At 48.2% G+C, this 12469-nt stretch carries 10 protein-coding genes and 1 tRNA gene; 5 read left to right on the top strand and 6 right to left on the bottom strand.

The genetic code is table 11. The annotated features are described in order from the left end of the window. Window positions 1-66 precede the first annotated feature (66 nt). Both ftsH and ACEW9J_RS10060 read right to left on the bottom strand, forming a co-directional pair. Window positions 67-1914, bottom strand: coding sequence for an ATP-dependent zinc metalloprotease FtsH (gene ftsH, locus ACEW9J_RS10065; protein ID WP_373544986.1), 1848 nt, complete (start codon window positions 1912-1914; stop codon window positions 67-69). Window positions 1915-2094: 180 nt separating this feature from the next. Further along, entirely contained in the window at window positions 2095-2670 is a 576-nt protein-coding gene (locus ACEW9J_RS10060) for a carbonic anhydrase (RefSeq protein WP_373544985.1), read from the bottom strand. Window positions 2671-3089: 419 nt separating this feature from the next. On the opposite strand from ACEW9J_RS10060, the gene ACEW9J_RS10055 reads away from it, so the two are divergent. The 3 genes from ACEW9J_RS10055 to ACEW9J_RS10045 all read left to right on the top strand — a co-directional run bounded on the left by ACEW9J_RS10055 (window position 3090) and on the right by ACEW9J_RS10045 (window position 6742). Then, a complete protein-coding gene (locus ACEW9J_RS10055; protein ID WP_373544984.1) occupies window positions 3090-3653 on the top strand; it encodes a DUF3038 domain-containing protein in 564 nt (187 codons plus the stop codon). Between the two features lie 58 nt (window positions 3654-3711). Further along, window positions 3712-5805, top strand: a complete 2094-nt coding sequence (locus ACEW9J_RS10050; RefSeq protein ID WP_373544983.1) for a DUF4335 domain-containing protein — start codon at window positions 3712-3714, stop codon at window positions 5803-5805. Between the two features lie 103 nt (window positions 5806-5908). Beyond that, window positions 5909-6742: a tetratricopeptide repeat protein gene (locus tag ACEW9J_RS10045; protein ID WP_373544982.1), complete on the top strand. Its 834-nt coding sequence runs from the start codon at window positions 5909-5911 to the stop codon at window positions 6740-6742. Window positions 6743-6804: 62 nt separating this feature from the next. Here the strand turns inward: ACEW9J_RS10045 and ACEW9J_RS10040 are convergent. Next, a tRNA-Gly gene (locus tag ACEW9J_RS10040) sits at window positions 6805-6875 on the bottom strand. 195 nt (window positions 6876-7070) lie between these two features. Further along, window positions 7071-7898, bottom strand: coding sequence for an acyl-CoA desaturase (locus ACEW9J_RS10035; RefSeq protein WP_373544981.1), 828 nt, complete (start codon window positions 7896-7898; stop codon window positions 7071-7073). A gap of 81 nt (window positions 7899-7979) precedes the next feature. On the opposite strand from ACEW9J_RS10035, the gene ACEW9J_RS10030 reads away from it, so the two are divergent. Beyond that, entirely contained in the window at window positions 7980-9218 is a 1239-nt protein-coding gene (locus tag ACEW9J_RS10030) for an aminotransferase class I/II-fold pyridoxal phosphate-dependent enzyme (protein WP_373544980.1), read from the top strand. A 168-nt stretch (window positions 9219-9386) separates the two neighbouring features. On the opposite strand, the gene mscL is transcribed toward ACEW9J_RS10030, so the two are convergent. Together mscL and ACEW9J_RS10020 are read right to left on the bottom strand one after the other, a co-directional pair. Beyond that, window positions 9387-9824: a large conductance mechanosensitive channel protein MscL gene (gene mscL, locus ACEW9J_RS10025; RefSeq protein WP_373544979.1), complete on the bottom strand. Its 438-nt coding sequence runs from the start codon at window positions 9822-9824 to the stop codon at window positions 9387-9389. Window positions 9825-10197: 373 nt separating this feature from the next. After that, complete coding sequence (locus ACEW9J_RS10020) at window positions 10198-11058, bottom strand: hypothetical protein (RefSeq protein WP_373544978.1); 861 nt, start codon at window positions 11056-11058, stop codon at window positions 10198-10200. Between the two features lie 306 nt (window positions 11059-11364). On the opposite strand from ACEW9J_RS10020, the gene bchI reads away from it, so the two are divergent. Further along, complete coding sequence (gene bchI, locus ACEW9J_RS10015) at window positions 11365-12444, top strand: magnesium chelatase ATPase subunit I (RefSeq protein WP_373544977.1); 1080 nt, start codon at window positions 11365-11367, stop codon at window positions 12442-12444. Window positions 12445-12469 lie beyond the last annotated feature (25 nt).

Genomic DNA, 12469 nt, shown 5'->3' with positions numbered 1-12469 from the left:
CGCCGCTCCTGTTGCAAAAAACCACCCTACTGATACAGTAAGGTGGCTTGCTAATTGGATATGTGCCTACGATCCAGCTAAAGCAGGCTTAGGCTGACTCGCCTCATTTCGACCAGTTTCTCGCTCGACAATTCGGCGGAACTCGTCTCCATCGATTGTTTCCCGATCTAATAATAAATCGGTGAGGATATCGACCAGTTCCCGATTGTTACTGAGAATTTCTACCGCCTTCCGATGTCCAGCCTCGATTAGTTCGCGAATTTCATAATCGACTTTCGCGGCAACTTCCTCGGAATAGTCGCCATCTGAGTCGAGAGAAAATTGTCCCAGACTCGACATCCCATATCGAGTCACCATATTACGCGCAGTCTGAGTCACCGACTCGATATCACCACTGGCACCAGAAGTCACCTCCGCAGAGCCAAAGATCACCTCTTCTGCCGCTCGTCCGCCCATTGTCACCGCGATATCGGCTAAAAATTCCGAACGAGAGACTAGACCCTGTTCTTCATTGGGCAAGTACCAAGTCGAACCCTTCGATCGACCGCGTGGGAGGATCGTCACTTTTTGAAGCGGATTGTAATTGAGGATCGCACCGACGAGGGCGTGACCGATCTCATGATAGGCGATCAACCGACGACCTTTACTATCCGACAAGGAACGACCTTCCATCCCCGCGACGACTCGATCGAGCGCGTCGTTAATCTCCAGCATCGTAATTGCTTCTTTGTGGCGGCGTGCCGTAAAAATTGCCGCTTCATTCAACAAATTGGCGAGATCTGCACCTGTAAATCCAGTCGTCCGGCGGGCTACAGCTTCCAGTGATAGTTCGGGATCGATCTTTTTGTCGCGAATATGCACCTTCAAAATCGCCAGCCGACCTTTGTAGTCGGGCGGATCGACTTGCACCTGACGATCGAACCGCCCAGGACGCAATAGTGCGGTATCGAGGACATCGGGGCGGTTGGTAGCCGCGATAATAATTACCCCATTATTGCCCTCAAATCCGTCCATTTCGGTCAGTAGTTGGTTGAGGGTCTGTTCGCGTTCGTCGTTGCCCCCACCCATACCTACGCCGCGCTGACGACCCACTGCGTCGATTTCATCGATGAAGACCAAGCAGGGAGCATTCTCTTTCGCTTTTTTGAATAAATCGCGGACGCGGGAGGCACCGACTCCGACGAACATTTCCACAAATTCCGAACCGGAGATACTAAAAAATGGTACGCCGGCCTCACCCGCGATCGCCTTAGCCATCAGAGTCTTACCCGTTCCTGGCGATCCGACGAGTAATACACCTTTGGGAATTTTGGCACCGACGGAGGTAAACCGTTCTGGTTCCTGCAAGAAAGTCACGATTTCTTGGAGTTCTTCTTTGGCTTCTTCGATGCCCGCCACATCGTCAAACATTACGCCCGTTTTCGCCTGCATTTGAAACCGCGCGCGAGATTTGCCAAAACTCATCGCTTGTCCGCCTGCACTTCCAGAGCGGCGGACGATCGCCGATAGCACTGTTATTACAAACACCAGCAGCAGTACGTTGCCGAGTAGTCCGAAGATGGCATTTTTGTCAGTTGACTTCTGCACGCCAAACTCGACGCCTTTATTATTGAGTTTGTTATACAACTCCGCATTGTCATCTAGCAAGACGACCTCTTTGATCTGGAGTTTGCTATTGGCGGCTGTATCCTTGAGCGTCACCTTAGCGATTTTAGTGACGGGATCGAGTTCTACCTTTGAGACTACCCCTCGATCGACTTCCTTGAAAAGTTCTCCATAGGTCAGGATGTTGGGGTCGCCTTTTGCCAACACTGGGCTACCCCAGACAACTCCCAAAGCGATCGGCAAGCTAGCCGCTAATCGCCAGAATGACTTAGAAAATCGCTTCGATTTGAGTTGGGAACTATTACGCATATATTTAATGTTTGTCCTTATACCTGCACCTGATGCTGAGTGTCTGTATGTAGTAGTTAATTCGCAAGCCACTTACCATCGAGGCTTATATCTTCTAGTGTAGCTTCAGTTTTATTATTGCCATATTTGCGTGAGGAATTAACATTATCCATGAGTAGATTCACCACGTCGAGCAATTTACTATGCTACTTTTGCTAATGGAGAAATTTGCTTGACATCAGTATTGAGATTGACAAAGTAGAGTTCGATATTTAGATCTGGGTAGCGTTCGCGGATCGCCCAATACGCTCGACTGAGGTATTCGGTATGGGTAGACAGTTCCAATTCGGGATTATCTGCCAGACTGGGGTCGATTTTGTATTTATACACAGCACAATCTTGATGATCGAGAATTAGCACCTTTTTGATCTGGTGGAGTCGATAGGAGATATCCAATTGATCCCAGAATGCTTCAGCATCGTATTGATGTGGCATCCCACTTAGAGCCAGAGACGCCCCCGCTAGAGCCGTAAAGTCATACTGTCCGCCCAGATTTTGGAGCGATAGAAAGTAACGTTCTGCTTCTAAAATTCGATAATCGATACAACTGAGCACTAGAGCTTTGGGAACTTTTTTTTCGGCTCTGGCACTAGCAGGAGCGATCGTCAAAGCTGTAGTCAGCACTCCCGCACCAACGAGATGGCGGAGAAATTGACGGCGACTGGTCGTAGACGACGCTACACAATCGTGCTGAAAACACTGACAACTATCCTGCATGTTAATTTACTCTAATTTAGAAGACTCAGGTATTGCTGTTGCTGGCGGTACGATTTGGTTGGTGGTGGACAGTTTGCTTCTATATTCTATCAAAAGCTAGCGTCCTCACGGCAGATTTGTAAATACAAACGATACCTAAACAGTTGACAGTTGACAGTTGACAGCTTGGACGATCGCGACTCAGACCGATCGTGCATGAGGACGACATTATGATACAATTGCCGAGATCGCCGATGAAGTTTAACGAACCTTAATACTGTCTCAAGCTAGTCGAACTCACCATCAGCAACATCATGGCTGTCGTCGCAACATTTATCGTCTCAACCGCTTCAGTATGAGTATTTGGTACTTCCGCAATCCGTCGTCTTTGCTAGCCTACCAGCCCTGCGGCGAATTGGTGCGATCGCTCCCTCAATCCTATGTTGTCTATCCACATGATGCCTGCATCAAACCCCAAGCTGGATGATTTATTACTTAAATCGCTCGACTCATCCCAACTCAACCAGATCGCTACAGAGCTGGATTTGGTCGCAATCGCGATCGCCGCACTGACTCGGATCGAGAGGCTGGAAATGCGGCAAGTCGCCCAAGATTTGCAGGTAGAGTCGATCGTCTCGGAGTGGATAGACCAATGGTCCTCAGCTCGATTTAGATCGTCCAGACAGCTCGATCTCGATCAGATCCGATCGGTAGTATTGATGCTCAGTCGTATAGCCCAAAACCATCACACCTTAGTCCGTCAGACGATCGATTATTGGCAGCAGACTGTCCAATCCGATCGATTGCCACTGCAATCTCCCCCATTAGCAGACTATCTAAGTAATTTTATTACTATTTATCAAGTTCAGCTTGGGCGTGAGGCTAGTCAGTCGATAGAGGTACTCTCAGCAGCAGCTCTGACATTACTCGTCGAGCTATTATTCTATGGTGGAGCCACCGGACATCAACGCTTTTGGGGAGCATTATTACAGCGATCTGAGTAGTCACTCTCCCCGATTCAATTTAAACTAATTATTTTTAGGCATAATCATGGAGAATAACTTGACAACACGCACTTATACCGCTCCCACCTGCACGCTGATTGTATCGAGTAAACAGCCGCGATCGGGCGAGCGACAGCCGCCCCAGCCGATCGATTTTATCCTTCATTTAGATTGCTCCGATCGCGACAAACTAGACGATATTACTTTAAACGGACAACCTCAGCAGTTGGACTATCTACACCAGCTCGTGAGCCAGTATATCGCCGCGCTCGTCGCCAAATTCCCGATCTCAAATCCAGATCGGAGTGCGCCCGCACCAGCCGATCTAGACCGACTCGACTCAGATGAGACTGCTGTGAGTAGTGAGCCAGAGCCGAATTCGGGCGATCGATCCTCCAGATTCGGCATCCTCAAAAATTTGCCTGGATTGCGAAATAGTTTGGTAAAATTAACGCCAGCCAGCAAAATCCCGAATGATGCCAAACCGAGTATCTCCAAATTACTCGGTGATAAGTCTGACGATCGCCAGCAAGTGCGCCCAAATCGGGATCGCTCCACCCCACGTTCAGAGGCAGCCACCGCGCCATATTTCACTGGGAGTAGCGATCGCGCTCTCGATCACCAACTCTATCTAGGCAACTTAGGGACAGTAGGCTCGGGAGAAGTACTAACCCTATCAGCCATCCAACTATTCGATCTCGCCACCGTATTAGATGAATATGTCGCCGAGCATCAAATCCTTAGTGACGATCGAGATCGTACCGCGACATTCAGCCGAGCAGATATTCCAGCCCATGGAGATCGTGTCGCCGAGTTCAACCCGATCTCTACACCACCATCTCGATTGCCAAATTTACCAAATATCCCTGGGGAACCAGCAATCGATCCAGTCTATTATCGGACTCGACGTTCCCAGTCATCGTTTATGTCGGCGATCCCTTGGGCGGTAGCAGCAGCTCTAGCTGTTGGGGTACCATTATTAATCCTCGATCCCAATCCCAATCCGCTCAAAGACGCAGTTAGTAAGGTCAAAATATTCAATCCCACTAAAAAACCCGACCTAGCCACAGCGAAAAAACCCGCAGCCACACTCCCAAGCACCCCAATCAACCTCGATCCTACTGTGCCCACGGCTACGCCGACACCATGGCAAGCACAGCCAGTTCAACCACCTCAAGTCATTCAGAAACCGCCAGCAAGCATCAACACGCCTCAAAATCCCTCGATACTGGGAACTGCTTTATTACCAGATGCGATCGCCAACAAACCAGCCACCGCACCAACCACAACCGCCAGCGGGGAAAACGTGCTGTCAGGCATCGCCGCCAATCCACCCAATTCAACTCAGCCACCAGCAATTGAGAAGATCGACAGCACCATCGAACGGAAAACTACGCCCAGAGCCAAACCCGATCGGGTAGCCACACCATCATCAGTTGTCCCCAGCCCAGCTACCACGATGACTAAAAATCCGGCGGCTCCTGGCAAGCTATCGGTTTCAAAAAGACCGATGTTAATCCCATCACCAAATCTGTCGCCGATTGTCGTCAGTCCGTCGATTGCCGCCCCAGTTCCCTTCAATCCACCAGTACTCGAACCCAGCGAACGGCTCCCCAAAACTACCAAAACTACCACCCAAAAAGTCCAGCCGACTCCAATCGCCAGCAAAACCAAGCCCAAACCAGCCAAATCGATCGCTCCAGTCAGTACACCAAGCTTTGAGCCATTTGCACCAATACCCAGAAATCCCAATCTTATCAACCCCAACCAAAACGATCCCGATCCAGCCGAGTCTCAAGCTCCGCCGATCGTCGTTCCCGACAAGCCCTTGCAATCTAATGCTGGTGCTGCTAACGCTGAAGCAGCCGATGCAGCCTCACTCCAAGAAACCAAACGTTACTTCCAAGGTAAATGGAAAGCCACACCCACCCAAACCAATTCACTTCAATATGTAGTCCAAGTGAGTGGTAAAAGTGGAATTGTGCAGAATGTATCGCCACAAGGTGAAGCAGCAACAGCCTATCTCCAGCAAACTAAATTTGTCAAACCTGGGCAAAAGCTGATTTCTCCAGCAGCAGCGGGTAGTAGCGATCGCAAAATTCGGGTTTTACTCCAGCCTGATGGCAATGTCGATACTTTCACCGAACCATAATATATGGTGCAAGTTTGTATTAAGATCGACAAGACCAATCATCCATAATTGAGAGCAGTTTGTGTTATATCGTCATCGCTGGGTCATCAATCTAGTTGTAGCTGTGTCTCTGCTGGCCCTGACTGGATTTTCATTATTTCCGATTTTCAATCTAGTTCTAGACGGTGGTGCCGCAGTCGCCACCGAACCAAACAGCCTTTCCACCGCGCAAGCTAGTCAAATTCAAGCTCAAGCACAAGGTTATACCCAAGTCTTGCAAAAAGAGCCAGACAACCAAGTCGCGCTCAAGGGCTTGCTCGATGCTAGGCTGCAACTAGGAGATATCAGAGCTAGCTTACTACCGCTCGAAAAAATCGCTGCACTCAACCCTCAGACTCCCGATTATACCGTCCTGCTAGCTCAAACCAAGCAATATTTGGGCGATCGAGAGGGTGCGACAGCCAGTTATCGGACTGTATTGGCAACTAGTCCCCAAAACATCAACGCCCTTCAGGGACTAGTTAGCCTACTCCTTGATGCAAAACGTCCTGAAGCAGCAACGGGCGCGGTAGAGGCAGCTCTAAAGACTGCCACAGCCAATACCGATGCCACTGCACTCAAACTACTTTTGGCGCAAATTTATCTCACCCAACAGCGCAATGCTGACGCACTCGGGATTTATGATGCCGCGATCGAAACTAATAAAGCAGATTTCCGTCCAGTCTTGGCTAAAGCTCTAGTATTCAAACAGATGGGCAATCTCACAGAAGCCCAATCGCTGATGACTGCTGCGGTAGCTCTAGCTCCGGCTGAGTACAAAGATCAGATCGAACAATTGGCTCAAACTACTCAACCGCCAAAGGTAACACTAGCCCCAAATCTAAGTACTCCAGCACCTGCTGCCGCACCGCTGAAGGCACCCACTCAGCCTACAGCTAAACCTCAAGCTGTGAAATAGTCTACATTAACAAGAAAAGTCGGGGCAACTCATGAATCGCCCCGACTTTTCTTGTTAATCTAAGCGAGTGGTGGGAATCGAACCCACATCAATAGCTTGGAAGGCTATAGTTTTACCACTAAACTACACTCGCACTTTAAGCGGGATTAATTTACCGCTTAAACATATTAGCACATCTCTATTGATTTGCAATAGGTGTGGAATAGGGGCAACTTGAAATCGCCAATTCTGTGCGCGAACGATTAGGCTTTGCCTACACTGTGCGAACGCACTAGAAAGGCTCATTTGAGTAAATATTCATCGCAACTCAATTCCCCTACCCACCCTACTACTCTTTTGCCGTGGCTGCTTCTACTAATTTGACTTTGGTAGCTAAACCGAGAAATTGCAGCACCTGAATCGTCATCCAAGTGATGTCGATTTCCCACCATTTCATCCCGTGACGAGCGGAGTATTGATAAGCATGGTGATTGTTGTGCCAGCCTTCACCGTAGGTAGTGAGGGCTACCCACCAGCAATTGGTAGAGTTGTCAGTGGTGTCAAAGTTGCGATAGCCAAATTTGTGCGTCGCGCTATTGACTAACCAAGTGCAGTGATAGACGATGACCAATCTGGCAAATACACCCCAGAATACAAATGGCCAACCACCGATCGCATACAATACTACTCCCAATACTACTTGAAGTGGGAAAAAATAATTATTCAAAAATTGATAGAATGGGTCGTTAACAAGATCTTTGGTAAAGCGGGGAATATCGCTTTCAGCCGGAACCTCAAAACACATCCAGCGGACATGACTCCACAAAATACCTTTTTTGGAATCATGGTGATCGACATCTTCATCCGAGTGTAAATGATGGTGACGGTGCAAACCTACCCACCAAATAATCCCACCTTGTAATGCTAACGTGCCGCAAAAAGCAAAGAAATATTCCAACCACTTGGGCACCTGGAAGCTGCGGTGAGACAGCAAGCGGTGCCAACCTAATGTAATCCCTAATCCACCTGTAATCCAGTGAAGTAGTACTGCCACCCCGACAGCTTGCCAGCTAAATAGTCCTGGCAAAAAAGCACAGATCGCGCCGATGTGAAAAATTACGAGCGCGATAATCATCGTCCAATCGAGACGAAGTTTTGTTGATGCGGCAACAGTCATTGAGATAACCTATGAAGAGTTTTAATAATATGCCCAGTCTGCGTGCAGATCCAACAGGCAAACACTTTACCCGATCGAATCATGAACAGCGCATTACTCATTCCAGCAGCAGAAAAGGCACTATCACTGATTTTTAATGGTATTGACAGTCAAGTCAAGGGGAATATCCGTCGAGTTTTGGAAATTTATTGTCGTCATCGAGTAGGTGTCCGACATTTTTGCAGTGTCAGCGGCTACGGACACGACGATTTGGGGCGCGAAACTCTAGATAAAGTTTTTGCAGAAATTATGGGAGCCGAAGCCGCAGCAGTACGAGTCCAATTTGTTTCGGGCACTCACGCGATCGCTTGTGCTCTATTTGGCGTACTGCGCCCAGGGGATGAGCTACTATCAGTGGTAGGTGCTCCCTACGATACTTTAGAAGAAGTAATCGGTACTAGAGGTACGGGACAGGGATCGCTCCAGGAATTTGGCATCAGCTATCGCGAATTAGCCCTTGAGAGCGACGGGGGGATCGATTGGGATACTCTGAGCCATTCGATCCACGATCGCACGCGGATGGTCTTAATTCAGCGTTCCTGTGGTTATGCTTGGCGATCGTCTTTATCGATCGCCGACATTGAGCGGATTATCCAGATTGTCAAAGGTCAAAATCCCCAGACTATTTGCTTTGTAGACAACTGCTATGGTGAATTTGTCGAGGATCGCGAACCGCCAGCGGTAGGTGCCGATCTGATTGCCGGATCGCTGATCAAAAATCCTGGCGGAACCATCGCCACAGGCGGCGGCTATGTGGCGGGGAGAGCGGATCTAGTCGAAGCGGCAGCTTGTCGGCTGACGGCACCAGGCATCGGTTCGTCAGGTGGTGCTACTTACGATCAAAATCGGCTGTTATTTCAAGGTTTATTTCTCGCCCCCCAAATGGTGGGGGAAGCGATGAAGGGCAATCATTTGACAGCCTATGTCTTCGATAAATTAGGCTACCAAGTCAATCCTTTACCGTTGGCACCGCGTCGCGATGTGATCCAAGCAATTAAACTAGGTTCCAGGGAGAAATTAATTGCTTTTTGTCGATCGATCCAACAAAATTCGCCGATCGATGCCTACGTCGATCCGGTTCCAGGTAAACTACACGGCTATGAGAGCGAGCTGATTATGGCTGGCGGCACATTTATCGATGGCAGTACCTCCGAGTTTTCAGCAGATGGCCCCCTGCGCGAACCTTACACCGCTTTTTGTCAGGGTGGTACGCATTGGACGCATATTTCGATCGCGCTCGAAGCCGCAATTGACGCTATTAACGCGATCGATTTGCACTAGTTCCCGCAGTTGCAATGTAATTAGCGATCTTCAAAAAGCCAGCTCATCATGAATTAGTACATGGTGAGCTGGCTTTTTGATTGAGGCACTTCTCTCCTGGTGCGTTACGGCTTACGCCTAATACACCCTACATCTAAAACCTAACTCCTAAAGCCTAAAGCCTAAAGCCTACATCGTTGGAGGCAAGTCCGAAGTACAATGACTGCATTTGCTAGCAGCGATCGGAATCGTAGATAGGCAATATGGACACTCCTTGGTATCTGAAGCTTCGATTTTTTCTTCTTTGCGCTTAAATTTTGCCATCGCTCTAACCATCAAGAAGATGACAAATGCGATGACGACAAAGGAAATAATATTTGATAAAAATAAGCCCAGTTTAGCTGCGCCCACCACCCATCCTTCCAAATCCTTTGCACCGCTGGCTTTGATCGATGGTTCGAGAATTGCTGGGGTGATGACATCCTTAACCAAGGAATCAACCACTTTACCAAAAGCTCCACCCATGACTACCGCGATCGCTAGGTCAAAGATATTACCCTTGATCACGAAATCTTGAAAGTCTCTGATAAATCCTGTTGCCGCCGCTCTAGAAGATCCGATCGTCATAGTTGAGATTATGCCTATCTTTGTGTTGGTAACTATCGTCATCCTACTGGAGTTCATCTGAGTAAAGTTAACTCGGAGGATTACTTAGCTTCATTCCCGTTTGGGTTTAGGCTGCTCGTGTAGGATCGCGAACGACCGATTGAGAAAACATTATATCCCAATCGGTCAAAAAATTGATTAATTTCAAACACCTTCTGAAGCAGATTAAATATCAACTTAGGCTCTCGATGGTGACGTCCGTATCGAGACTTAATTCCTCGCGTGGCGATCGAATTATTTAAGATAGTATTCAAATGCTATCTATGTAGATAAAGACTAAATTAGCAAGACCAGATCGCCTCTGCTTAAATTCAGCGGTACTGAAAATCGCTGCTTATTTCATACCGATCCAAACCCGAATCAACAGTAGAAGAGTAGCCCCAACCACACCGGATAAAATCGACAACCAGATCGAAAATTTCTTTACAGTAGCCATCTGAATCTTTTGACGAGCTTGCAAATTAGTGTAAAGCGAAATCAGTTCGCGATCGCGCAAATCGAAGTTAATTAATTTTTGTTGAGCCTCTTGTCGGACAGTTTTACGGAGCGATTCGACTTCAGCTTTGAGAGCAGCGATCGATTGACGATCGTCACCGATCTGTTGAACTATCTCTGCCAGTTGCGATTGGATCGAATCGGCTGTGGCAATCGTCTCTGCTGTGAGTGCGGCAAATTGCTCCTGTCCCACTCGCATGGATTGGGATGCTGCGAACAATCGATCGATTTGGGTGACTTTCGATTGCAGCATTTGGGATGTTTCGACCATCTGCGCGTGCATAGTGGTAAATTGGGCATTGAGAGCGTGAAAATTGTTGAGTTTTACGCTCATCTCGCCGCTCATCCTCGCCATCTGGAGCCGATCTGAAGCGATGGTTTGTGAAAGGCTCTGGATTGACTCTTGATATTGACGTAATTTTTGGGCTGATTCCTCGCTCTGTGTGGCTACTTGCGCTTGAATTATCTGCAAAGATTCGTACACAGCCTGTTGTTGGACGATCGGCTCCCCTGTGGAATGTCCTAAGGACGCGGTATTAATTGGCGTCTGCTCGATATCGTTGGGATTTGGCTGGTCTGAAGTCACAACTTCTAAGGAAATTAACAGCGCATCAAGTTCGGCTTTGACATCAACATGTCGATCGTCTGAGCCATTTTGATGCTCGAAGGGATCGCCAAAATCGGCAGTTGAATTAAGCAAGTAGCATACCTCGTAATTGGTTGGGAATCATCCACTGTAGCGATCGTACTTGAGTTCCTACAGATCTCATAGACCTGTAGGGGCAGTGTTTGATGCCTGTCTACGATTGCTACAGTTGTTTTGGTATGCCACAATTCTATTATCTTGTTTGATATTATAACTGTTGACTTAGCGGTTCTAAATAGACTTTATGCTGAATTTCGATCTGCGGTGGCGGAGTCGCTCTGCTTAGGCTACTGTGTTCTCGTACCGCTAACCCTTATAATAAAAGTCGATAATCAAAATTATTAAAAATAGGTAATCATTGTGACTGCTACTGTCCAATCGCCCGCTACAGCACGTCGAGTTGTATTTCCATTTACGGCTATTGTGGGGCAAGCGGAAATGAAATTGGCTCTGCTATTGAATGTGATTGACCCCTTCATTGGGGGAGTAATGATCATGGGCGATCGAGGTACGGGGAAATCTACCACGATTCGGGCATTGGCAGATCTGCTGCCAGAAATTGATGTGGTAGCTGGCGACGCTTTCAATAGTCATCCGAGCGATCCAGATCTGATGAGTGAGGAACTCCGTCAAGAATTTTTGACAACTCAGGTAACTTTCCCCGTCGCCTCCAAAAAAGTGCCGATGGTAGACTTACCCTTAGGTGCGACAGAAGATCGCGTCTGTGGTACGATCGATATTGAAAAAGCTCTTGCCGAAGGTGTGAAGGCTTTTGAACCTGGATTACTCGCCAAAGCCAATCGCGGCATCTTGTATGTAGATGAGGTAAACCTCCTTGACGATCACCTGGTAGATGTCTTGCTGGATTCGGCAGCTTCTGGCTGGAATACTGTCGAACGGGAAGGGATCTCGATCCGTCATCCCGCCCGATTTGTCCTCGTCGGTTCGGGAAATCCCGAAGAAGGCGAATTACGCCCGCAATTGCTCGACAGATTTGGGATGCACGCTGAGATTCGCACTGTCAAAGAGCCAGCACTGCGGGTACAAATTGTCGAACAGCGATCGGATTTCGACCAGAATCCCAACAAATTCACGACTGAATATCAATCCGAACAAGTATCGCTCCAACAGCAGATCGTCGATGCTCAAACCAGACTGGCAAGTGTCACCCTCGATTACGATCTGCGGGTGAAGATCTCTCAAGTCTGCTCCGAATGCGATGTAGACGGACTCAGAGGCGATATCGTTACTAACCGCGCTGCCAAAGCTTTAGCTGCCTTTGAAGGGCGCACAGAGGTGACTCTGGACGATATCAGTCGGATCATTGCTCTGTGTCTACGTCACCGACTCCGCAAAGATCCGCTGGAGTCGATCGATTCTGGCTACAAGGTAAATAAAGTCTTTGCCCAAGTATTTGGAGTAGAATTGGCTGCAAAATAATCATCGGGAATAGTGCCGCTCGACG

Source organism: Chamaesiphon sp. (assembly GCF_041737865.1).
Taxonomy (GTDB): domain Bacteria; phylum Cyanobacteriota; class Cyanobacteriia; order Cyanobacteriales; family Chamaesiphonaceae; genus Chamaesiphon.
Note: the sequence above shows the minus strand (reverse complement) of the source record. Positions and strands in the feature narration are given on the sequence as shown.